General features: G+C 69.2%; 17 protein-coding genes, 1 other RNA gene and 1 pseudogene. 11 read left to right on the top strand and 8 right to left on the bottom strand.

The window, feature by feature from the left end:
* Nucleotides 1–29 precede the first annotated feature (29 nt).
* From GON04_RS05780 to gyrA, 6 genes are all read right to left on the bottom strand, one after another.
* Complete coding sequence (locus tag GON04_RS05780) at nt 30–335, bottom strand: integration host factor subunit beta (protein WP_157396992.1); 306 nt, start codon at nt 333–335, stop codon at nt 30–32.
* Between the two features lie 93 nt (nt 336–428).
* Entirely contained in the window at nt 429–2,105 is a 1,677-nt protein-coding gene (rpsA, locus tag GON04_RS05775) for a 30S ribosomal protein S1 (RefSeq protein ID WP_157396991.1), read from the bottom strand.
* 228 nt (nt 2,106–2,333) lie between these two features.
* Nucleotides 2,334–4,331, bottom strand: a complete 1,998-nt coding sequence (locus GON04_RS05770; protein ID WP_157396990.1) for a bifunctional 3-phosphoshikimate 1-carboxyvinyltransferase/cytidylate kinase — start codon at nt 4,329–4,331, stop codon at nt 2,334–2,336.
* Between the two features lie 10 nt (nt 4,332–4,341).
* Nucleotides 4,342–5,214, bottom strand: coding sequence for a prephenate dehydrogenase (locus tag GON04_RS05765; RefSeq protein ID WP_157396989.1), 873 nt, complete (start codon nt 5,212–5,214; stop codon nt 4,342–4,344).
* 39 nt (nt 5,215–5,253) lie between these two features.
* The gene (gene pheA / locus GON04_RS05760; RefSeq protein WP_157396988.1) at nt 5,254–6,336 is read right to left on the bottom strand and encodes a prephenate dehydratase; all 1,083 of its coding nucleotides are present in this window, start codon (nt 6,334–6,336) and stop codon (nt 5,254–5,256) included.
* A 4-nt stretch (nt 6,337–6,340) separates the two neighbouring features.
* Nucleotides 6,341–8,977 (bottom strand): DNA gyrase subunit A, encoded by a 2,637-nt coding sequence (gyrA, locus tag GON04_RS05755; protein WP_157396987.1) that lies wholly within the window; start codon nt 8,975–8,977, stop codon nt 6,341–6,343.
* Between the two features lie 234 nt (nt 8,978–9,211).
* On the opposite strand from gyrA, the gene ompA reads away from it, so the two are divergent.
* The 4 genes from ompA to ssrA all read left to right on the top strand — a co-directional run bounded on the left by ompA (nt 9,212) and on the right by ssrA (nt 11,759).
* Nucleotides 9,212–9,892: an outer membrane protein OmpA gene (gene ompA, locus GON04_RS05750; RefSeq protein WP_157396986.1), complete on the top strand. Its 681-nt coding sequence runs from the start codon at nt 9,212–9,214 to the stop codon at nt 9,890–9,892.
* A gap of 93 nt (nt 9,893–9,985) precedes the next feature.
* Complete coding sequence (gene ubiG, locus GON04_RS05745) at nt 9,986–10,696, top strand: bifunctional 2-polyprenyl-6-hydroxyphenol methylase/3-demethylubiquinol 3-O-methyltransferase UbiG (protein ID WP_157396985.1); 711 nt, start codon at nt 9,986–9,988, stop codon at nt 10,694–10,696.
* Nucleotides 10,697–10,698: 2 nt separating this feature from the next.
* The gene (locus GON04_RS05740; protein ID WP_157396984.1) at nt 10,699–11,373 is read left to right on the top strand and encodes an HAD-IA family hydrolase; all 675 of its coding nucleotides are present in this window, start codon (nt 10,699–10,701) and stop codon (nt 11,371–11,373) included.
* A gap of 13 nt (nt 11,374–11,386) precedes the next feature.
* Nucleotides 11,387–11,759, top strand: a transfer-messenger RNA (tmRNA) gene (gene ssrA, locus GON04_RS05735).
* Between the two features lie 41 nt (nt 11,760–11,800).
* On the opposite strand, the gene GON04_RS05730 is transcribed toward ssrA, so the two are convergent.
* Nucleotides 11,801–13,087: an MgtC/SapB family protein gene (locus GON04_RS05730; protein ID WP_157396983.1), complete on the bottom strand. Its 1,287-nt coding sequence runs from the start codon at nt 13,085–13,087 to the stop codon at nt 11,801–11,803.
* Between the two features lie 48 nt (nt 13,088–13,135).
* Nucleotides 13,136–13,486 carry a hypothetical protein gene (locus GON04_RS05725; RefSeq protein WP_157396982.1) on the bottom strand — a complete coding sequence of 117 codons (351 nt, stop codon included), beginning with the start codon at nt 13,484–13,486 and terminating at the stop codon, nt 13,136–13,138.
* 332 nt (nt 13,487–13,818) lie between these two features.
* On the opposite strand from GON04_RS05725, the gene GON04_RS05720 reads away from it, so the two are divergent.
* From GON04_RS05720 to GON04_RS05695, 7 genes and pseudogenes are all read left to right on the top strand, one after another.
* The gene (locus tag GON04_RS05720; protein ID WP_157396981.1) at nt 13,819–16,161 is read left to right on the top strand and encodes a DUF3141 domain-containing protein; all 2,343 of its coding nucleotides are present in this window, start codon (nt 13,819–13,821) and stop codon (nt 16,159–16,161) included.
* Entirely contained in the window at nt 16,158–17,096 is a 939-nt protein-coding gene (locus GON04_RS05715; RefSeq protein WP_157396980.1) for a phosphate acetyltransferase, read from the top strand. Before GON04_RS05720 ends, GON04_RS05715 begins: the two co-directional genes overlap by 4 nt.
* An 18-nt stretch (nt 17,097–17,114) precedes the next feature.
* Nucleotides 17,115–18,287: pseudogene (locus tag GON04_RS05710) on the top strand (acetate/propionate family kinase); the annotation flags it as partial.
* A complete protein-coding gene (locus tag GON04_RS26725) occupies nt 18,261–18,818 on the top strand; it encodes a GNAT family N-acetyltransferase (RefSeq protein WP_370530051.1) in 558 nt (185 codons plus the stop codon). The pseudogene GON04_RS05710 and the gene GON04_RS26725, both read left to right, overlap by 27 nt.
* Nucleotides 18,819–18,831: 13 nt before the next feature.
* Complete coding sequence (gene fabI / locus GON04_RS05705; RefSeq protein ID WP_157396978.1) at nt 18,832–19,614, top strand: enoyl-ACP reductase FabI; 783 nt, start codon at nt 18,832–18,834, stop codon at nt 19,612–19,614.
* Between the two features lie 47 nt (nt 19,615–19,661).
* A complete protein-coding gene (locus GON04_RS05700; RefSeq protein WP_157396977.1) occupies nt 19,662–21,224 on the top strand; it encodes an efflux transporter outer membrane subunit in 1,563 nt (520 codons plus the stop codon).
* 11 nt (nt 21,225–21,235) lie between these two features.
* Nucleotides 21,236–22,279 (top strand): HlyD family secretion protein, encoded by a 1,044-nt coding sequence (locus tag GON04_RS05695; protein ID WP_157396976.1) that lies wholly within the window; start codon nt 21,236–21,238, stop codon nt 22,277–22,279.
* The last annotated feature ends 20 nt before the right edge of the window (nt 22,280–22,299 follow it).

The raw sequence follows: 22,299 nt of genomic DNA, 5'->3' as shown, positions 1-22,299 counted from the left end.
CCTGCTGGCGGGGATTGTAAGGACGCGGGTCAGCCGCGTCCCTCGAGCTCCTGGGTGCGCTGGTCCACCGCCTCGCGCAGGGCCTTGCCCGGCTTGAAGTGGGGGACGCGCTTTTCCGGAATCTGCACGCTTTCGCCCGATCGCGGGTTGCGCCCCAGCCGCGGCGGCCGCCGGTTGATCGAGAAGCTGCCGAAGCCGCGGATCTCGATGCGGTGGCCACGGACCAGCGCGTCGCCCATGGCGTCGAGGATGGCCTTGACGGCGTACTCGGCGTCGCGGTGCGTGAGCTGGCCGAAGCGGCCGGCCAGTTCTTCGACGAGGTCAGATCGGGTCATGTCGCGTCAGGTTGCAGCGCCGGGCGCCGGGCGTCGGCTGGGGGAGGGCGGGGGACCCGCCCATTCCCTGCCGCGCGCCCGATGCGCCACGGATCACTTCTCCAGCTTGGCCTTGAGCAGGGCGCCCAGGTTGGTGGTGCCGGCGTTCTCGCGCGTCGATTGCTGGCTCAGGTTGGCCATCGCGCCCTGCTCGTCGGCCATGTCCTTGGCCTTGACCGACAGCTGGATGTTGCGCGTCTTGCGGTCGATGTTGACCACCACGGCCGTGACCTCGTCACCTTCCTTGAGCACGTTGCGCGCGTCTTCCACGCGGTCGCGGCTGATCTCGGAGGCACGCAGGTAGCCCACGATCTCGTGGCCCAGGTCGACCTCGGCACCCTTGGGGTCCACGGTCTTGACCTTGCCGCTGACGACCGAGCCCTTGTCGTGCACCGACACGAAGGTGGTGAACGGGTCGGAGTCGAGCTGTTTGATGCCCAGGCTGATGCGCTCGCGGTCGACGTCGACGGCCAGCACGATGGCGTCGACTTCCTGGCCCTTCTTGTAGTTGCGCACGGCGGTCTCGCCGGGCTCGTTCCAGGACAGGTCGGACAGGTGCACCAGGCCGTCGATGCCGGCGGCCAGGCCGACGAACACGCCGAAGTCGGTGATCGACTTGATCGGGCCCTTGACGCGGTCGCCGCGCTTGGTGTTCTGCGCGAATTCCTGCCACGGGTTGGCCTTGCACTGCTTCATGCCCAGGCTGATGCGGCGCTTGTCCTCGTCGATTTCCAGGACCATGACCTCGACTTCGTCGCCCAGCGAGACGATCTTGCTGGGGGCGACGTTCTTGTTGGTCCAGTCCATCTCGGACACGTGCACCAGGCCCTCGATGCCGGGCTCGAGCTCGACGAACGCGCCGTAGTCGGCGATGTTCGTGACCTTGCCGAACATGCGGGTGCCCTGCGGATAGCGGCGCGAGACGCCCATCCAGGGGTCGTCGCCCATCTGCTTGAGGCCCAGCGAGACGCGGTTCTTCTCGGTGTCGAACTTGAGGATCTTGGCCGTGATTTCCTGGCCGGCCTGCACCACCTCGGACGGGTGGCGCACGCGGCGCCAAGCCATGTCGGTGATGTGCAGCAGGCCGTCGATGCCGCCGAGGTCGACGAATGCGCCGTACTCGGTGATGTTCTTGACGACGCCGCGGACGATGGAGCCTTCCTTGAGGGTCTCCATCAGCTTGGCGCGCTCCTCGCCCATCGACGCCTCGACCACCGCGCGGCGGCTGAGCACGACGTTGTTGCGCTTGCGGTCGAGCTTGATGACCTTGAATTCCAGGGTCTTGTTCTCGTACGGCGTGAGGTCCTTGATGGGACGGGTGTCGATCAGCGAGCCGGGCAGGAACGCGCGGATGCCGTTGACGAGGACCGTCAGGCCGCCCTTGACCTTGCCGCTGGTGGTGCCGGTGACGAACTCGCCGGACTCGAGGGCCTTTTCCAGGGCCATCCAGGAAGCCAGGCGCTTGGCCTTGTCGCGCGACAGGATGGTGTCGCCGTAGCCGTTCTCGATGGCGTCGATGGCGACCGAGACGAAGTCACCGACTTCGACCTCGACCTCGCCCTTGTCGTTCTTGAACTCGTCGATCGGCACGTACGCCTCGGACTTGAGGCCGGCGTTGACGACGACGAAGCTGTGCTCGATGCGGACCACCTCGGCGGTGATGACCTCGCCGGCGCGCATTTCGGAGCGGGTCAGCGATTCCTCGAACAGGGCGGCAAAAGATTCAGACATTCAGGTTCCTTGCACGTTCGCCAGGTTTCCAGCGGCACCATTGCCTCTGTTTCTAAGACTGGGACGGCGGTCAGGTGCGGCTTGCGCCGCGGTTGGTTGACGAACCGCACCGCCAGTGCGCTGCTGCGCGAGAGGGGCGTTGCGGACCTTGCGCGGCCCTTGCGGACCGCCTGTTCGCGGCCAGTGACGGCCGCTTCATCGCGACCCGCGAGGGTCGCTTTCAGTTTCTCAGGCCGCCGCGAACGGCTGCCTGGCTTGCCACCAGGCCAGCACCTGGGCAACCGAGTCTTCGACCGATTGCTCCGAGTTGTCCAGCAGGAGGGCATCCTGCGCCGGCTTCAGGGGCGCCACGGCACGCTGGGAGTCGCGTGCGTCGCGCGCCTCGAGGTCGGCGCGAAGGGCATCAAGTGTAACAGGATTGCCCTTTGAAATCAATTGCTTATGACGCCTCTCGGCACGCCGCGCGGCACTGGCGGTGAGGAAGACCTTCATGGGGGCGTCCGGGAAGATCACCGTGCCCATGTCGCGGCCGTCGGCCACCAGGCCGGGGAGGCGCCGGAACGACTGCTGCAGGTCGACCAGGGCCGCGCGCACGGCCGGCAGGGCCGAGACGCGCGAGGCGTTCATGCCGGCTTCCTCGGTGCGGATCGCCTCGGTGACGTCCTGGCCGGCCAGCAGCACGCGGCCGGCGTGGAACCGCACCGGCAGGGTGGCGGCCAGGGTGGCGATGGCAGGCTCGTGCGCGGTGTCCAGCGCCAGCCCGGCGCGCAGTGCCGCCAGCGCGGTGATGCGGTACAGGGCGCCCGAGTCGAGGTAGTGGTAGCCGAGCCGGTTGGCCGTCTCGGCAGCCAGCGTGCCCTTGCCCGAGGCCGTGGGACCGTCGACGCAGATCACCGGCACGCGCGCGGTGGCGGTGCTGGCGACGCCGAACAGGGTCTCGAAGTAGTCGGGGAAGGTCTTGGCGACGCACTGGGGATCGAGGATGCGCACCGGCACGCCGTCCGGGTTGAAGGCGGCGAGCGAGAAGCACATGGCGACCCGGTGGTCGTCGTAGGTGCGGATGGCGGCGGCGCCCCAGCGGGCCGGCGGGGTCACGCGCAGGAAGTCGGTGCCTTCCTCGACCGTGGCACCCAGCTTGCGCAGTTCGGCCGCCATGGCCGCCAGCCGGTCGGTCTCCTTGACGCGCCAGCTGGCGATGTTGCGCAGGGTGGTGGGGCCGTCGGCGTACAGGGCCATCACGGCCAGCGTCATGGCGGCGTCGGGGATGTGGTTGCAGTCCAGGTCGACCGCCTTCAGCGGCCAGGCGCCGCGCGCCACCTCGACCCAGTTCGGCCCGCTGGTGACCCGGGCGCCCATCGCCTCGGCGGCCTCCAGGAAGCGGATGTCGCCCTGGATCGACTGCGAGCCGACGCCCAGGATGCGGATGCCCCGGCCCGGGACCGAGGGGCGGGCGATGGCGCCCAGGGCGGCGAAGTAGCTGGCCGACGAGGCGTCGGCCTCGACGTGGACCTCGCCCGGCGAGCGGTAGCTGCTGCCGGCCGGGATGGTGAAGCGGCGCCAGCCCTCGCGCTGCACGGCGATGCTGAAGCGCGCCAGCAGGTTGAGCGTGATCTCGATGTAGGGCTTGGAGATGAGCTCGCCGACCACCTCGATGACGATATTTCGCTGTGCCGCCAGCGGCAGGGCCATCAGCAGCGCGGTGAGGAACTGGCTGGAGACGTCGCCGCGCACCGGGATCGGCTGGTCGAGCCGAAGGTCTGGTGTTCCCAGCCGCAGCGGCGGGAAGCCTGGCTGGCCGAGGTAGTCGATCCGGCAGCCGAGCTGCCGCAGGGCATCGACCAGGTCGCCGATCGGGCGCTCGTGCATGCGCGGCACGCCGCTCAGCTCGAAGTCGCCTCCCAGGACGGCCAGCGCCGCGGCCAGCGGCCGCATGGCGGTGCCGGCATTGCCGAGGAACAGGCGCGCCTGCCGCACCGGCCCGCGGGCGCCGAAGCCGGTGATCTCGACCGCCGCGCCGCGGTGCACCACCCCGCAGCCGAGCGCGCGCAGGGCGTCGAGCATGACGCGGGTGTCGTCGGAGTCGAGCAGGTCGTGGACGGTGGTGGTGCCGTCGCACAGCGCCGCGAGCAGCAGCACGCGGTTGGAAATGCTCTTGGAGCCCGGGAGGGCCACCTCGCCGCCGGCCGCCTCGAGCGCCGGGATGTCGAGGAAGTCGGTGCTGAACATCCGTCGATTGTCAGGGCTTCTTCGCACCCATGCGCCAGTTGGCGCGCAGGTTGCTGGCCTGGGCGATGAAGCCCTCCAGCGCGTCGGCGTTGCCGGCCTCGACCATCGCTTCCATGGCCTGCAGCGTGCGCTGGAACACCTGCGACTGGGCCAGCAGTTCCTGGCGGTTGGCCAGCAGCACGTCGCGCCAGAGCTTGGGCTCGCCGGCGGCGATGCGGGTGAAGTCGCGGAATCCCGGGCCGGCCAGCTGCAGGAACTCCTGGCCCTGCGGCTGCGAGGCGATGCCGTTGACCAGCGCGAACGCGATCAGGTGCGGCAGGTGGCTGACCGCCGCGAAGGCCGCGTCGTGCGACTCGGGGGTCATGCGCGTGACGTTGCACTGCAGCGCCTCCCAGACCTGGATGGCGCGCTGCAGGTGGCCGGGCAGGGTGCGCTCGATCGGCGTGACGACGACCTGCTTGCCCACGTAGAGGTCGGCGTCGGCGTGGTCGACGCCCGAGGCTTCCTTGCCGGCGATCGGGTGGCAGGGAACGAACGCGCCGATGTTGTCGCGCAGGACGCGACGGGCCGCGTCGATGACGTCGCGCTTGGTCGAGCCGACGTCCATGATCAGCATGTCCTTGCTGACCAGGTGGCGGATGGCCTTGAGCGTGGCCTCGGTGGCCGAGACCGGCACGGCCAGCAGCACGATGTCGGCGCCCGAGACGGCCAGCAGGGCCGAGGGGGCCTCGACGTCGATCACGCCCATGGAGAGGGCGCGCTGGGTCGTCGAGGGCGACTTGCTGTAGCCCACCACGCGCTTGACCAGGCCAGCGCGCTTGAGCGCCAGCGCGAACGAGCCTCCCATGAGGCCGCAGCCGATCAGGCCCAACTGCTCGAACATGCTGTCACTCCGTCCTGGTCGTTGTCGTTGGCGCCATGCTCAATCGGCCACCGGGTACGTGCCCAGGACCTTGTAGAACGCGCACAGCCCGCGCAGGTCGGCCAGGGCGGCCGCCACGTGGGGTTGAGAGGGGTGGCCCTGGACGTCGATGAAGAAGAAATACTCCCACTGGCCCGACTTGGCGGGCCGCGACTCGAAGCGTGTCATCGACACGCCGTGCTGCTTCAGCGGCACCAGGATGTCGTGCACGGCGCCGGGCCGGTTGGGCACCGAGACCACCAGGCTCACGCAGTCGCGTCCCGAGGCCTGGGGCGCGGCCAGCGTCTGCGGCAGGCAGACGATGGCGAAGCGGGTGCGGTTGAACGCCTCGTCCTGCATGGCGTGGGCGGCGATGTGCAGGCCGAACTCGCTGCCGGCCCTCTCGCCCGCGATGCCGGCCCAGGCCGGGTTGGTGGCGGCCAGCCGGGCGCCCTCGGCGTTGCTGGCGACGGCGCGGCGCTCGGCCTGCGGCAGGTGCTTGGACAGCCAGCCCTGGCACTGGGCCAGGGCCTGCGGATGCGCCAGCACGGCCTGGATGCCGTCGAGCGAGGCTTCCTTGCGCAGGAGGTGGTGGCGCACCAGCAGGCTGAGCTCGCCGACGATGTGCAGCGGCGAGCCGAGCAGCAGGTCGAGCGAGCGGGTGACCACACCCTCGGTGCTGTTCTCCACCGGCACCACGCCGAAGTCGGCGGTGCCGGCCGTCGCAGCCTGGAACACCTCGTCGAAGCTCACGCAGGGCACGTGCTCGATGCTGGAGCCGAAGAACTGGACCGCGGCCTGCTCGCTGAAGGTGCCGGCCGGGCCCAGGTAGGCCACGCGCTGCGGGGCCTCCAGTGCGCGGCAGGCCGACATGATCTCGCGCCAGATGGTGGCGACGTTGTCGGCCTTCAGCGGGCCGGGGTTGAGGGACTGCAGGCCGTTGATGACCTGGGCCTCGCGTTCGGGGCGGAACACGGGCGAGCCCTCGGCCCGCTTGAGTTCACCCACCTCGTTGGCCAGGGCCGCTCGGCGGTTCAGTGCCGCCAGCAGTTCGCGGTCGACCGCGTCGATTTCGGTGCGCAGCTGCGCCAGGTCGCGGGGCATGCGATCAGCCCTCCCCGCCGGGCGTGGTGGCATCCAGCGGGTCGGCTTCGCCGGCCGCGGCGTCGTTCTCGACGATGCGCTGCAGGCCGCTGAGCTTGGAACCCTCGTCGAGGCCGATGAGCGTGACGCCCTGGGTGGCCCGGCCGAGTTCGCGGATCTCGCTGACGCGGGTGCGCACCAGCACGCCCTTGTCGGTGATGAGCATGATCTCGTCGTCGGCGTGCACCAGCGTGGCGGCGACCACCTTGCCGTTGCGCTCGCTCTGCTGGATGGCGATCATCCCCTTGGTGCCGCGGCCGTGGCGGGTGTACTCGCCGATCGGCGTGCGCTTGCCGTAGCCGTTCTCGGTGGCGGTGAGCACGCTCTGCTGCTCGTCCTCTGCCACCAGCATGGCGATGACGCTCTGCGTTTCGTCCAGCAGCATGCCGCGCACGCCGCGCGCCGCCCGGCCCATCGGCCGCACGTCGTTCTCGTCGAACCGCACCGCCTTGCCGCCGTCGGAGAACAGCATGACGTCATGCTTGCCGTCGGTGAGTGCCGCGCCGATCAGGTAGTCGCCCTCATCGAGGTCGACGGCGATGATGCCGGCCTTGCGCGGGTTGCTGAACTCGTCGAGCGCCGTCTTCTTCACCGTGCCCATGGACGTGGCCATGAACACATAGTGGTCGGCCGGGAAGCTGCGGAACTCGCCGGTCAGCGGCAGCACCACGTTGATCTTCTCGCCCTCGGCCAGCGGGAACATGTTGACGATGGGCCGGCCGCGCGAGCCGCGCGAGCCCGAGGGCGCCTCCCAGACCTTGAGCCAGTAGAGCCGGCCGCGGTTGGAGAAGCACAGCATCCAGTCGTGCGTGTTGGCGATGAAGAGCTGGTCGATCCAGTCGTCTTCCTTGGTCGCCGTGGCCTGCTTGCCGCGGCCGCCGCGCTTCTGGGCCCGGTACTCCGAGAGCGGCTGGCTCTTGACGTAGCCGAGGTGCGACAGCGTGACCACCATGTCGGTGGGCGTGATCAGGTCCTCGGTGGCGAGGTCCTGCGCGTTGTGCTCGACGATGCTGCGGCGGGCGCCCAGCTTGGTCTGGCCGAACTCCTGCTTCAGGGCGGTGAGTTCCTCGCTGATGATGGTGGACACGCGCTCGGGGCGGGCCAGGATGTCGAGCAGGTCGTCGATCTCGGCCATGACCTCCTTGTACTCGGCCACGATCTTGTCCTGCTCCAGGCCGGTCAGGCGCTGCAGCCGCATCTGCAGGATTTCCTGCGCCTGCGTGTCCGACAGCCGGTACAGGCCGTCGCCGCCCATGCCGTAGGCGCGGTCGAGGCCCTCGGGACGGTAGTCGTCGGCGTTGATGGTGCCGCCGTCGGCCCTGGCGCGGGTGAGCATCTCGCGCACCAGCTGGCTGTCCCAGCTGCGCGACATCAGCTCGGCCTTGGCCACCGGGGGCGTGGGCGACTCACGGATGATGCGGATGAACTCGTCGATGTTGGCCAGCGCGACCGCCAGGCCTTCCAGCACGTGGCCGCGTTCGCGCGCCTTGCGCAGGTTGAACACCGTCCTGCGCGTGACCACCTCGCGGCGGTGCTGCAGGAAGACTTCGACCAGGTCCTTCAGGTTGCACAGGCGGGGCTGGCCGTCGATCAGCGCCACCATGTTGATGCCGAAGGTGTCCTGCAGCTGGGTCTGCTTGTAGAGGTTGTTCAGGACGACCTCGGGCACCTCGCCGCGCTTGAGCTCGATGACCAGCCGCATGCCGGACTTGTCGCTCTCGTCCTGGATGTGGCTGATGCCCTCGATCTTCTTCTCGTGGACCAGCTCGGCCATGCGCTCCTGCAAGGTCTTCTTGTTGACCTGGTAGGGGAGCTCGTCGACGATGATGGCCTGGCGCTGGCCGCGGTCGATGTCCTCGAAGTGGCACTTGGCGCGCATCACCACCTTGCCGCGGCCGGTGCGGTAGCCTTCCTTGACCCCGTTGATGCCGTAGATGATGCCGGCGGTGGGGAAGTCGGGCGCCGGCACGATTTCCATCAGCTCGTCGATGGAGGCGTCGGGGTTCTTCAGCAGGTGCAGGCAGGCGTCCACCACCTCGTTGAGGTTGTGGGGCGGGATGTTGGTGGCCATGCCCACCGCGATGCCGCCCGAGCCGTTGACCAGCAGGTTGGGCAGCTTGCTCGGCAGGACCAGCGGTTCCTTCTCGCTGCCGTCGTAGTTGGGACCGAAATCGACCGTTTCCTTGTCGATGTCGGCGATCATCTCGTGCGCGATCTTGGCCAGCCGGATCTCGGTGTAGCGCATGGCCGCGGCGTTGTCGCCGTCGACCGAGCCGAAGTTGCCCTGGCCGTCGACCAGCATGTGGCGCATCGAGAAGTCCTGCGCCAGCCGGACGATGGTGTCGTAGACCGACTGGTCGCCGTGGGGGTGGTACTTGCCGATGACGTCGCCGACGATACGGGCCGACTTCTTGTACGGCCGGTTCCAGTCGTTGTTCAGCTCGTGCATGGCGTACAGAACACGCCGATGCACGGGTTTCAATCCGTCACGCGCGTCCGGCAGCGCACGGCCCACGATCACGCTCATGGCGTAGTCGAGGTAGCTCCGCCGCATCTCCTCCTCGAGGCTGACGGGCAGGGTTTCTTTGGCGAATTGGGTCATGCAGGAAGGGCTGGCGGCGCGCTGAAACGCGAGATTTTACCGGTCGGCGACCCATGTCGCGAGCCAGCAACAAACGGGGGTAACGCGGTGTTGTCCTACGCCGCGTTCCCAGGGCCCACGGTTGATTGTGTAAGGACGTGTGGCACAATCAATCGGACGTATTCGGTGAATGGTCACTTGAATCGTAGCTTTCACGCAGCGCAACTGCGGCTTTTTCCCCTCAAGAGGAGAACCATGAAGAAACTGAACCAAGTGGCGATGCTGTTTGCAGCTGCGGCGCTCTCGTCGGTCGCCGGCGCGCAAACCGCTCCCGTCGCTGCCGATGGCGGGAGCCGGATCGACAACGTCCAGAACAGCACCCGCGAACTGGTGTTCAAGAACAGCACGCAGGAACTCTGCTGGCGCGATTCCACCTGGACCCCCGCCTCCGCCGCCAAGGGCTGCGATGGTGCCTTGGTTCCCCCGCCCCCGCCGCCGCCCCCGGCCCCGGTTGCCAGCCCGCCCCCGCCGCCGGCCGTCGTGCCGCCGCCGGCCCCGGCTCCGCAGCCGCCCGCCGCGACCAAGGTGACGTACGCCGCCGATGCCTTCTTCGACTTCGACAAGGCCGTGCTGAAGCCGGAAGGCCGCGCCAAGCTCGACGACCTGGTCGGCAAGGTGAAGGACATCAACCTGGAAGTGATCATCGCCGTCGGCCACACCGACTCGGTCGGCGCCGATGCCTACAACCAGAAGCTGTCTGTGAAGCGCGCCGAAGCCGTGAAGGCCTACCTCGTGTCCAAGGGCATCGAGAAGAACCGCGTGTACACCGAAGGCAAGGGCGAGAAGCAGCCTGTCGCCGACAACAAGACCTCCGAAGGCCGCGCCAAGAACCGCCGCGTGGAAATCGAAGTGGTCGGCACCCGCGCCAACAAGTAATCCCCGCCGGGATCACGACAAAGGGCCCCTGCCGGGGCCCTTTTCCTTTTTCGCCGTCCGTAACGGGTGGCGCGCAAGCCACAATCGACGCCCATGACCGAAGGCACCCTCAACGCCGACCCGGCCGAGCTGGCCAAGTTTTCCGAGCTGGCCCATCGCTGGTGGGACACCGAGAGCGAGTTCCGGCCGCTGCACCAGATCAACCCGCTGCGGCTGGCATGGATCGAGGCGCAGGCGCCGCTGGCCGGCCGCCAGGTGCTCGACGTCGGCTGCGGCGGCGGCATCCTGGCCGATTCGATGGCCCGGCGCGGCGCCCATGTCCTGGGCATCGACCTGGCCACCAAGCCCCTGCGCGTGGCGCAACTGCACGCATTGGAGGCCAACACGCCGAATGTGGCTTACCGCGAGGTCAGCGCGGAGACGCTCGCGGCCGAACAGCCGGGCCACTACGACGTGGTGACCTGCATGGAGATGCTGGAACACGTGCCCGACCCATCGTCGGTCGTGCGCGCCTGTGCCACGCTGTGCAAGCCGGGAGGCTCGGTGTTCTTCTCGACCATCCACCGCAATCCCAAGTCGTTCCTGTTCGCCATCGTGGGCGCGGAGTACGTGCTGAACCTCCTGCCGCGCGGGACGCACGAGTACCTGAAGTTCATCCGGCCGTCCGAACTGGCGGCCTACTGCCGCGACGCCGGCCTGCAATGGGACGGCACGCGCGGCCTGGCGTACAACCCGCTGACGCGGCGCTACCGGATGACCGACGACACGTTGGTCAATTACCTCGTCGCGACCCGCAGGACCTGACCATGTTCGAAGGCCTCCGTGCCGTGCTGTTCGATCTGGACGGCACGTTGATCGACAGTGCTCCCGACCTCGGCGCCGCGGCCGACCAGATGCGCGTGGCGCGCGGTCTGCCCTCGCTGCCGCTGGATGTGTACCGGCCCATGGCCGGTGCCGGTGCCCGGGGCATGCTGGGCATCGCGTTCGGCATCACGCCCGATCACGCCGACTTCCCGGCCCTGCGCGAGGAGTTCTTCCGCAGCTACGAACAGCGGATGACCCAGTCGACCTTCGCCTTCCAGGGCGTGCCCGACCTGCTGGCACGGCTCGTCGAGCGCGGACTCGCGTGGGGCGTGGTCACCAACAAATCGATGCGCTTCACCGGTCCGCTGACGGCGGCCATGCCGCTGTTCTCGACGGCCGGCGCCGTCGTCGGCGGCGACAGCACGCCGCATTCGAAACCGCATCCCGAGCCGTTGCTCGAGGCGGCACGCCGCCTGGGCCTTGCGCCCGGGCAGTGCGTGTACGTGGGCGACGACGAGCGCGACATCGTCGCCGGCCGTGCGGCCGGCATGGCGACCGTCGCCGCCACCTATGGCTACCTCGGCGGCAGGCCCGACGTGGGTGCCTGGCGGGCCGACGCCAGTATTTCCACGCCGCTGGCATTGCTGGACCTCTTGAAGCCGGCCCGCGCGGCCTAAAATAGAGGCTCCTGGGGCTGCACTGGTTTCGACGTGGGTTCGGACACGCAGCAGGGCATGTCGAGGTTCAGTCACCTCGTTAATCCGCTGAAACCAAGTAACTGCAAACGACGAACGTTTCGCACTCGCCGCTTAAACACCGGTGAGCCTCACAACAGTTGGCCTATGGGCTGGGCAAGGGGCGCAAGCTCCAGGCTGTGAGGGAATCTTCATAGGCTGGTCCTGATCCGGGTGCCTTGGATCGGGACGAGACAATAGGGCACTGGCGGCCGGTGTAGCGTGCGACTGCGCGACACAGGTGGCGAGATCCAAATCAGATCGCTAAACATGTAGAACTGCGCGGAGAAGGCTTGCGGACGCGGGTTCAATTCCCGCCAGCTCCACCACACTCCCGGCCGCCAGGCACGCCCTGGCGCGCCTTCCTCCCTCAGCCCAGCGCGGCCATTCCGGCCAGCATGGCCGCGCCCGCCGCGCCCACGAATAGGTAGCCGCGCGCCACGGCCGCACCCAGCCGCGCACCCCCGACGGCCCACGACATGGTGGCCTTGCTGACCAGGTTCGCCACCGCGGCCAGCAGCACCGTGATGGACAGGCCGGTCGGCGCCAGCTGGCCCTGCGCGGCCATCTGCAGGCTGGAGATCATCGGCGCGTCGACGTCGACCAGGCCCGACACGAAGGCCACGCCATAGAGTCCGGCGATGCCGAATGCATCGCGGGCCGCACGGGCGATGACCGCGATGGCGGCCAGAGAGGCGCCGAACATCATGGCTGCGCCGAGGTCGAACACCCGCGAGTCCTCTTCCTTCTCGCTGCCGTCGGGAGCGGCCTGGTCGTGGGCGGCCCGGCGCCACCAGAGCCAGGCCAGCAGCAGGCAGACGGCCGCGAGCAGCACCAGCAGCAGTCCCAGCCGCAGCGCGGCCTGCGGCTGCAGCACGGTGACCACGATCGCCATGCGCACGAACATCACGCCGCAGGCGGCCAGGATGGCCGCCGCACCGGCCGCGGCGAGTTCGGGACGGCTGTGCACGGTGCGCGAGAGCGACAGCGTGGCGGCGGTGGAGGAGGCCAACCCGCCGAGCAGGCCGACCCACAGCAACCCCTGCCGGGCGCCGACCATGCGCGTGGCCGCGTGGCCGGCCAGCGAGAGGCTCGCGATCAGGATCACGGCCAGCCAGGTCTTGTACGGGTTGATGGCGGCGTAGGGGCCCATGCCGACGTCGGGCAGCGCCGGCAGCACCGCTGCCGACAGCACGCCCAGCTGCAGCAGGGCGTTCAGTTCGGCCGGTTCGATCAGGCGCAGCCAGCGGTGCAGGACGGCCTTGAGGTCGAGCAGCAGCGCCACCACCACCGCCGCGGCGATGGCCACCATCGGCGAGCCGCTGGCCGCCAGTGCGCCCAGTGCATACGTGACGAAGGCGGCGACGGCACTGGTGATGCTCAGGGTCCCGCCGGCCCGCGAGGCCCTGCCATAGGACACCACGAACAGCAGGGCAATGGCCAGCAGGCCGGCGGCGAACGGCAGCGGGTCGAGATCGAGCCCCAGCAGTCCCCCCAGCAGGCCGATCAGGCCGAAGGTCCGCAGACCCGCCACGCGGCCGCCTTCGGCCAGCTCGCGCTCGCGCCAGCCACGCTCGAGCCCCAGCAGCAGTCCCACCGCCAGCGACGGGGCCAGGGCCTGGGCGGTGGGGATGAAGTCGCTGTTGTCGAACGCCATGGTTGCCTGCCCGTACCGGCGCCGGTGCCTTGTCCCCGGACGGGCGGCTCACGGGCCGCCGAAGGAGCTCTTCGCCTTCAGGCAGTTCGGGTCGCTGGGGACGACGTTCGCCACGCCGATGCTGCCGGGCGACTGCACTTCGCTGACCAGCCACGATTCGTTCGGCCGCAGCACACGGCTGTCCAGGCGCTGCGTCCAGACGCACTTGTCGACGGTGCTGCGGTTGACGACGTAGGTGGCCAGGTAGTCGTAGCCGTAGCCGTACTGCCACCGCGTCTCCATGAACACGCCGGGGTGGCGGTCGAACTGGAAGGAACTCTGCACCGGGGCATAGGCGCACCCCGCCAGCAGGGCGATGCCGGCGGCGAGCAGCGGGGTGAACCGGCCGGGGACTGTCATGGGCTGGCCCTCCGCACGCTGCACAGAGCTGCCGCGCTGGCAGCGACCAGGAACTGCTTGCGCATGGTGTCTCCGTGGCCTCGTCTCCGGGAGGCTGAGTCGAGTATGGAAGCCACCCCGGCTTTGCACATTGGACAAAGGTCCCATCGGTGGGCGCGCGCCCGGACGGCCTCGAATACCGAGGTTCCCACTCTGTCGTTGGACCTTCGTCCAATTGGTGAGATGGATTGAAGTCACGAGGATGGGCCGCAGCCCTCTCCAGCGGGACGACCCGGGCGCCCCTCGACCGCCACCTGTCCCGCCGGGCCGCCAACCATGCAGATGGGAACCCCATGAATGATCCAGCCCGCCGTCTCACCCGCCGCATCGAGCTGTCCGCCAAAGTGGCGGAGCTGATGCAGAAACGGCTCAGGATCGCACAGCAGCAGTTCGTCGAGCGCGCCCGCAAGGCTTACGCAACGGATGGGGCGCCGGTCGCGCCGTCGGCGCAGACACCGTGGGAGTGGTGGAGCAGCGCCACCGCCTACGCCACCGACGTTGCCCAGCGCACGGTGCTGTTCTGGGACACCTTGCGCGAGCGCGGCAACATCTACGTCGAGCGGTCCCGCGCCGGCCTACCGCCGGTGCTGCACTTCGACTACGAGATGGTGATGGACGGGCGGACGCTGGGCAAGCCGGTCAACTACGCCCTGGTGCGCATCGTCCCGCCGGAGGGCGTGAAGGTCGACGCGCGCAAGCGACCGTACGTGATCATCGACCCGCGCGCGGGCCACGGGCCCGGCATCGGCGGCATGAAGGACGACTCGGAGGTGGGCGCCGCCCTGCGCGCGGGCCACCCGGTCTATTTCGTCATCTTCTATCCCAAGCCGGAGCCGGAGCAGACCCTGCTCGACGTGTGCAACACGGAGGCGCTGTTCGTCCACCGGGTGCGCGAGCTGCACCCCGACTCGGAAAAGCCCGCCATCATCGGCAACTGCCAGGGCGGCTGGGCCGCGATGATGCTGGCCTCGTCCAACCCGGACGACACCGGCCCGGTCGTCATCAACGGCGCCCCGATGTCGTACTGGAGCGGCGCCTGGGAGCAGGGCGAGGGCGACAACCCGATGCGCTACTCGGGGGGCCTGCTGGGCGGCACCTGGCTCGCGTCGCTCACCTCCGACCTGGCCGGCGGTACCTTCGACGGTGCCTGGCTGGTGCAGAACTTCGAGGGCCTCAACCCGGCCAATACCTACTGGGACAAGTACTACCACGTGTTCGAGAACGTGGACACCGAGCCGCCGCGCTTCCTGGACTTCGAGCGCTGGTGGGGCGGCTACTACCTGATGAACCGCGAGGAGATCGAGTGGATCACCCGCAACCTGTTCGTCGGCAACAAGCTCTGGTCGGGCGAAGTCGAGACCGGGCGGGGCGGAGTGTTCGACCTGCGGGCAATGAAGGTGCCGATCATCCTGTTCGCCTCCATCGGCGACAACATCACGCCGCCCGAGCAGGCCTTCAACTGGGTGGCCGACGTGTACGGCAGCACCGAGGAGATCAAGGCCCGCGGCCAGGTCATCGTCGGCCTGGTGCACAAGGACGTGGGCCATCTGGGCATCTTCGTGTCCGGGCGGGTGGCGAAGAAGGAGCACACCCAGATCGTCAACGTGATGGAGTCGATCGAGGTGATGCCGCCCGGCCTGTACGCCATGCACATCACCGATCGCAAGGGCGCGGACGGGCAGCCGGCCTACGAGGTGAGCTTCGAGGAGCGACGGCTGGAGGATGTCGTCAAGCATCTGAACCGGATGAAGCGGGCCGACGAGAAGCCCTTCGAGGCGGTGGCGGCCGTGTCCGACTTCAACCAGCGCGCCTACGAGCGGTTCGCGCGCCCGCTGGTGCAGGCCTGGTCGAGCGAGATCGGCGGCGAGGTGCAACGTGCGTTCCATCCGCTGCGCGTCCAGCGCTGGGCCTTCTCCGACCTCAACCCCGCGCTGTGGTGGCTCAAGCCGGCGGCCGAGATGGTGAAGAAGCAGCGCGCGGCGCTGCCGGCCGACCACCCGATGCGCCGCAGCGAGAAGGCGATGGCCGAGCTGACGAGCGCCGCGCTGGACTTCTACCGGGCGGTGCGCGATGCGAGCAGCGAGGCCCGCTTCTTCGAGCTGTACGGCAACATGTTCGGCCTGTACATGGACGACGGGGTACGGAGCGATGCCGAGCCGGGGCCCCAGGATCCGCGGCAGCTTCCCATCGTCAAGGAGGCGCTGGCGTCCATCGACCACGGCGGCTACGCCGAGGCCGCCGCCCGCGCGGCCATCCTGCTCGCGCGCAAGGGCGAGCCCTTGCCGCTGTCGCGGCTGGACCTCAAGAAGGAGCTGATCAGCGACTACAAGGACCTGCTGCCGCCGATGACCCTGGACCAGGCGCGGCGCGTGCGCGGCGAGCAGGAGCTGATCGTGCGCTTCGAGCCCGAGCAGGCGCTGGCGACCCTGCCGCACCTGCTGCACGAGCAGGCCGACCGGGACCGGCTGGTGCGGCTGCTGGAAACCCTGCTGGCCGACCAGCGGGTGCAGAAGATCAAGCCCCAGCCGGAGCAGTTGCAACTCCTGCAGCGCATCCGTGACAGCGTAGGTGCCGGCAACGGCGCGGCCAGGACCCGGCGCCGCCCGAGCCGGGCGCAGCACGGAGCTTCCCGATGAGCCAACACCAAGCCTACGAGCGCCTGCTGGCGCGCGCCCGGACGCTGCCGCCGATCCCGACCGCGGTGGTGCATCCGTGCGACGAGTCGTCGCTGACCGGGGCGGTCAACGCGGCCAGCATGGGACTGATCAAGCCCGTGCTGGTGGGCCCGTCGGCCCGCATTGCGGCGGCGGCGCGCAAGGCGGAGCTGGACATCGCCGGGATCGAGATCGTCGATGCACCGCACAGCCATGCCGCGGCCGTCGAGGCGGTGCGGCTGGTGCGCGAGGGCCGCGTCGAGTGCCTGATGAAGGGCAGCCTGCACACCGACGAGCTGATGGCCGCGGTGGTCTCGCGCGAGGGCGGCCTGCGCACCGCGCGCCGCATCAGCCACTCGTTCGTGATGAACGTCCCCAGCTACGAGCACCCGCTGATCATCTCCGACGCGGCGGTGAACATCGCGCCCACGCTGGAAGAGAAGATCGACATCGTCCAGAACGCCATCGACCTCGCCCATGCGCTGGGGCAGCAGGAGGTGCGGGTCGCCATCCTGTCGGCGATGGAGACGGTCAACCCCAAGATCCCCTCGACCGTCGAGGCGGCCGCCCTGTGCAAGATGGCCGACCGCGGCCAGATCACCGGAGCCGTGCTCGACGGGCCGCTGGCGCTGGACAACGCGATCAACCTGCAGGCGGCGGCGATCAAGAAGATCGACTCGCCGGTCGCCGGCCGCGCCAACGTGCTGATCGTGCCGGACCTGGAGGCGGGCAACATGCTCGCCAAGAGCCTGAGCTTCCTGGCACAGGCCGATGCCGCCGGCATCGTGCTGGGCGCGAAGGTGCCCATCATCCTGACCAGCCGCGCCGACTCGGTGACGACCCGGCTGGCCTCGTGCGCGGTGGCATCGCTGGTGGCGCACGCACGCCGCGAAGCGCTGTCCAAGGCCGTCCAGTAGCGGGCGGGAAGGCCAGCCATGCCCGACGCCATTGCGGTCCTGAACGCCGGCTCGTCCAGCATCAAGTACTCGCTGTTCCTGCTGCGCGGCAAGGAGCTGGACCTCGTTCTGCGCGGCCAGGTCGAGGGGCTGTACACCAGCCCGCGCTTCGTCGCCCTGGATGCGGCCGGCCGGCAGGTGGACGCCAAGTCCTGGGGCGATGGCGTGCAACTGGGGCACGAGGGTGCGCTGGACCACCTCATTCCCCGGGTGCGCGAGCACCTGGGCGCCGACAACCTGGCCGCCATCGGCCACCGGGTCGTCCACGGCGGCATGCATTTCGCCCGGCCGGTGCGCATGGACGAGCGCACCCTGGAGGCGCTGCGGGCCTTCGTGCCGCTGGCACCGCTGCACCAGCCGCACAACCTCGCGGCCATCGAGCTGCTGATGCAGCGCCTGCCGGCCATGCCCCAGGTGGCCTGTTTCGACACCGGGTTCCACCGCGGCAACCCCGAGCTCGCGCAGATGTTCGCGCTGCCCGCCGAGATGCACGCCCAGGGCGTGCGGCGCTACGGCTTCCACGGCCTGTCCTACGAGTACATCGCCTCGGTGCTGCCGCAGGTGGACGCGCGCGTGTCCCGCGGGCGCGCCGTCGTGCTGCACCTGGGCAACGGCTCCAGCATGTGCGCAATGGCCGACGGCCGCAGCGTGGCCAGCACCATGGGCTTCACCGCCGTCGACGGCCTGCCCATGGGAACGCGCTGCGGCTCGCTCGACCCGGGCGTGATCCTGTACCTGATGGACCAGCGCGGCATGGACGTGCGCGCCATCGAGAACCTGGTCTACAAGCAGTCCGGCCTGCTGGGCGTGTCGGGCATCTCTAGTGACATGCGGGCCCTGCTCGACAGCGACGACGTCCGCGCCCGCACCGCGGTCGACCTCTACCTGTACCGCATCCGGCGCGAACTGGGCTCCCTCGTCGCCGCGCTGGGCGGCGTGGACGCGCTGGTCTTCACGGCCGGCATCGGCGAGCACGCGCCGCTGATCCGGCGCCGCGTCTGCGAGGACGCCGCCTGGCTGGGCGTGGCACTGGACGCCACCGCCAACACCCGAGGCGGCCCGCGCATCAGCAAGGAGAGCAGTCGGGTGGCGGCCTACGTGGTGCCGACCAACGAGGAGCTAATGATCGCCCGGCATACCCGCACGCTGCTCGGGGCGGCCGGCGCCGAAGCGGGGGCCGACGCCAGCCGGCACGCGGCGCGCGCGACCCTGCGCGACGGCAGCACCATCACGATCCGGGCCCAGCGTCCGACCGACCGCCAGGGCATGCGCAACGTGCTGGTCGACATGAGCCCGGAGTCGATCCGGCGCCGCTTCTTCGCGCCCCGGCGGTCCTTCAGCGAGGAGGAGGTCCAGCGCTTCCTGGACATCGACTTCGTGCACCACGTGGCGCTGGTGGCGGTGGCCGACGACGCGATCGTCGGCGCCGGCCGCTACATCGTCACCGAGCCCGGCGAGGCCGAGGTGGCCTTCGGCGTCTCCGACCAGTGGCAGGGACGCGGCATGGGCGGGTTGCTGCTGCAGCACCTGGTCGCCATCGCGCGCCAGCACGGCGTGCGCAAGCTGGTGGCCGAGGTGCTGCACGAGAACGTGCCGATGCTGGCGGTGTTCCGTGCCAGCGGCCTGCCGTCCGAGACCCGCCATGAAGGCGGCGTGGTCCACGTGACCATGTCCCTGCAATGAGAACCCACGCACCATGACCGCAGCAACCCACCACCCGGCGCTGGCAGGCAAGAAGGCCCTCGTCGTCGGCATCGCCAACGAGCATTCGATCGCCTATGGCTGCGCCTCGGCCTTCCGCCAACTCGGGGCGGAGCTGGCGATCACCTACGCCAACGAGAAGTCGCGCAGCTACGTGGAGCCGCTGGCGCGCGAACTGCAGGCGCCGATCCTCATGCCCTGCGACGTGTCCCACGCCGGCGAGTTGGAGGCGGTGTTCGAGCGCGTCGCGAAGGACTGGGGCCGCCTGGACATCCTGGTGCATTCCATCGCCTGGGCGCCCAAGGAGGACCTGCAGGGGCCGCTGCACGCGTGCAGTGCCGACGGCTTCGCCAAGGCCATCGACATCTCCTGCCACTCGTTCATCCGCATGGCCCGGCTGGCCGCGCCGCTGATGAAGGAGGGCGGGACCATGATGGCCATGAGCTACCACGGGGCGCAGAAGGTGGTGGCCAACTACAACGTGATGGGACCGGTGAAGGCCGCCCTCGAGGCCAGCTGCCGCTACCTGGCCTACGAGCTGGGGCCGCAGGCCATCCGCGTGCACGCCATCTCGCCCGGGCCGCTGAAGACGCGCGCCGCCTCGGGGCTGAAGGATTTCGAGCTGCTCCTGAACGAAGCCTCGGAGCGGGCGCCGGTGGGCGAGCTGGTGGACATCATGGACGTGGGCTTCGCCTGCGCCTATCTGGCGACGCCGTACGCACGGCGGATCACGGGCGGCACCGTCTACGTCGACGGCGGCATGCACATCATGGGCTGAGGCGAGCAGCACGGACGGCAATCCACCCTTCAGACGAGGAGATTCCCATGCGTCCCCAAGACCACCGACCGCCTGCGCGCCCGCGCGGCTCCCGGCATCGTGCGTTCGCTCCGCTCGTGCTGGCGACGGCGCTGGCCGCGTGCACCACGGTCGGTCCGGAATTCGCCAAGCCGGAAACGCAGGCCAGTGCCCAGTGGTCGGCGGCGGACGAAGCCCTGCTCGACAAGGCCAAGGCCGTCGACGGTGCGTGGTGGCGCAGCTTCAACGACCCCATCCTCAACCAGCTGATCGAAATGGCCTGGCAGCAGAACCTCTCGCTGCGCGCCGCAGGCTTGCGCATCGCGGAGTCGAGAGCCCAGCTGGCCCTGGCCGTCGGACAGCAATACCCGCAGGTGCAGGCCCTCTTCGGCCAGGCGACCGCGGTCGGGCTGAGCCGGGAGGCACCGAACACCGCCAACTTCGACCGCCACTTCACCGAGTTCCAGGCCGGCTTCGACATGGCCTGGGAGATCGACTTCTGGGGCCGCTACAAGAACCTGGCGCGCTCCGAGGAGGCGCGGCTGGTCACCAGCATGGCCGACTACGACACGGCGCTGGTCACCCTCAGCGCGGAGGTCGCCCGCTCGTACGCCCTGATCCGCACCTACGAGGCCCTGATCGCGCTGGCGCAGCGGAACGTCAGGCTGCAGGAGGAGGGCTTCCGCATCGCCGACGTGCGCTACCGCAATGGCGCCACGTCCAACCTGGACGTGCAGCAGGCCCGCACGCTGCTGGAAAGCACCCGGGTGTCGATCCCGCGCTACCAGCTGAGCCTGAGCCTGACGCAGAACGCGCTCAGCACGCTGATCGGGCAGCCGGTGGGACAGGTGCAGGCACTGCTCGGCACGTCGGCCCGCATCCCTGTCGCACCGGCCTCGGTGGGCATCAGCATGCCGGCCGAACTGCTGCGCCGCCGTCCCGACATCCGCGGCGCCGAGTACGCGGCGCTCGCGCAGTCGGCGCGCGTGGGCCTTGCCACCGCCGACCTCTATCCCCGCATCTCCATCTCCGGGACGATCGGCTACCTGTCCACGGGGGGCGGGCTGGACATCAACAGCGGCTTCTACTCGATCGGCCCGCGCATCTACCTGCCGATCCTGAACTACGACCGGACGAAGAACAGCATCCGGGTCGAGGACGCCCGGCTGCAGCAGAGCCTGGTCAACTACGAGGCCGTGGTGCTGCGCGCCCAGCAGGAGGCCGAGGACGGCGTGACGGGCTACGTGCGGTCGCACCAGATCGCGGCCTTCGCGCAGAACTCGGCGGCCTCGGCCCTGCGCTCGTCCGAGCTGGCCTTCATCCAGTACCGCGAGGGCGCGGTCGACTTCCAGCGCGTGCTCGACTCGATGCGGGCGCTGCTGCAGGAGGAGACCACGCTGGCGCAGGCCCAGTCGGACATCGCGACCAACCTGATCTCCCTCTACAAGGCCCTGGGGGGCGGCTGGGAGCCGCACCAGAACCAGCCGTCGATCCCGGAGAAGACCCGGATCGAAATGGAAAAGCGCACCAACTGGGGTGACTTGCTGTCCACGTCCCCCGCCCCCGCACCCGTGACCACGCAGAGTCGTTGAGGAGCAACGCCATGACTAAGTACCGCAACTGGATCATTGCCCTGGTCGTCCTCGTGGCCGCCGGGTTCTTCGGCTGGAAGTACTGGCAGGACCAGCAGGCCGGGAAGCTGCCGCCCGGCATCGCATCCGGCAACGGCCGCATCGAGGCCCGGCTCGCCGACGTCTCGGCCAAGGAGCCGCTGCGGGTCAAGGAGATCAAGGTGCAGGAAGGCGACCTGGTCAAGCCGGGACAGGTCGTGGTGCTGCTGGACACGGTGACGCTGGAGTCGCAGATGGCCGAGTCCAAGGCCCGCGTGGCCGCCGCGCGTGAGCAGATGGCCGTCGTCAACTCCTCCATCGCGCGTCGCAAGGGCGAGATCGAGCTGGCCAACATCGAGGTCGAGCGGGTGCGCCGGATGCTGGCCGAAAACGCCTCCTCGCAGCGTGAGTACGACGTGCGCCGGACGACGGTCGTCACCACCAGGGCGGCACTGGGAGAGGAAATGGCCAAGCTCGAGACCGCCAAGCAGCAGGTCGAGGTCGCGCTGGCCAACGTGCAGACGATCGAGACCCGCATCAAGGACGCCACGCTGGTCTCGCCGGTGCTCGGTCGCGTGCTCTATCGCCTGGCGGAGCCGGGTGAGGTGCTCGGCGCCGGCGGCAAGGCGCTGACGCTGGTGAACCTGGAGGACGTGTACATGGAGATCTTCCTGCCGGCGGCGCAGGCGGCCGCGGTGAAGATCGGCAGCGAGGGCCGCATCGTCCTCGACACCCAGCCGGACCGCTCGGCCGTGGGCGTGGTCAGCTTCGTCTCGCCCGAGGCGCAGTTCACGCCGAAGGAAGTGGAGACCAAGAGCGAACGCGACAAGCTGATGTTCCGCGTCAAGCTGCAGGTGCCCAAGGAACTGGTCGGCCAGTACATCCAGAGCATCAAGACCGGAGTGCGCGGCGTCGGGTACGTCAAGTACACCGACACGGTCGCGTGGCCCACCAACCTGGACACCAACGTGCTGACGGCCAAGGGGCCGCTCGAATCGAACCCCACGTCGGTCCTCGGAGCCTCGCCCACGAAGTAAGTGATCCCGCCCGCAATGTG

The sequence above is a fragment of the Ramlibacter pinisoli genome, assembly GCF_009758015.1.
Lineage (GTDB): Bacteria > Pseudomonadota > Gammaproteobacteria > Burkholderiales > Burkholderiaceae_C > Ramlibacter > Ramlibacter pinisoli.
The sequence above is the reverse complement of the archived record's forward strand: the minus strand, read 5'-3'. Positions and strand labels throughout refer to the sequence as shown.

Coding starts and splice junctions, on each gene's coding strand:
- GON04_RS05780 (WP_157396992.1), bottom strand. CDS start 335: ATGACCCGATCTGACCTCGTCGAAGAACTGGCCGGCCGCTTCGGCCAG.
- rpsA (WP_157396991.1), bottom strand. CDS start 2,105: ATGTCTGAATCTTTTGCCGCCCTGTTCGAGGAATCGCTGACCCGCTCC.
- GON04_RS05770 (WP_157396990.1), bottom strand. CDS start 4,331: ATGTTCAGCACCGACTTCCTCGACATCCCGGCGCTCGAGGCGGCCGGC.
- GON04_RS05765 (WP_157396989.1), bottom strand. CDS start 5,214: ATGTTCGAGCAGTTGGGCCTGATCGGCTGCGGCCTCATGGGAGGCTCG.
- pheA (WP_157396988.1), bottom strand. CDS start 6,336: ATGCCCCGCGACCTGGCGCAGCTGCGCACCGAAATCGACGCGGTCGAC.
- gyrA (WP_157396987.1), bottom strand. CDS start 8,977: ATGACCCAATTCGCCAAAGAAACCCTGCCCGTCAGCCTCGAGGAGGAG.
- ompA (WP_157396986.1), top strand. CDS start 9,212: ATGAAGAAACTGAACCAAGTGGCGATGCTGTTTGCAGCTGCGGCGCTC.
- ubiG (WP_157396985.1), top strand. CDS start 9,986: ATGACCGAAGGCACCCTCAACGCCGACCCGGCCGAGCTGGCCAAGTTT.
- GON04_RS05740 (WP_157396984.1), top strand. CDS start 10,699: ATGTTCGAAGGCCTCCGTGCCGTGCTGTTCGATCTGGACGGCACGTTG.
- GON04_RS05730 (WP_157396983.1), bottom strand. CDS start 13,087: ATGGCGTTCGACAACAGCGACTTCATCCCCACCGCCCAGGCCCTGGCC.
- GON04_RS05725 (WP_157396982.1), bottom strand. CDS start 13,486: ATGACAGTCCCCGGCCGGTTCACCCCGCTGCTCGCCGCCGGCATCGCC.
- GON04_RS05720 (WP_157396981.1), top strand. CDS start 13,819: ATGAATGATCCAGCCCGCCGTCTCACCCGCCGCATCGAGCTGTCCGCC.
- GON04_RS05715 (WP_157396980.1), top strand. CDS start 16,158: ATGAGCCAACACCAAGCCTACGAGCGCCTGCTGGCGCGCGCCCGGACG.
- fabI (WP_157396978.1), top strand. CDS start 18,832: ATGACCGCAGCAACCCACCACCCGGCGCTGGCAGGCAAGAAGGCCCTC.
- GON04_RS05700 (WP_157396977.1), top strand. CDS start 19,662: ATGCGTCCCCAAGACCACCGACCGCCTGCGCGCCCGCGCGGCTCCCGG.
- GON04_RS05695 (WP_157396976.1), top strand. CDS start 21,236: ATGACTAAGTACCGCAACTGGATCATTGCCCTGGTCGTCCTCGTGGCC.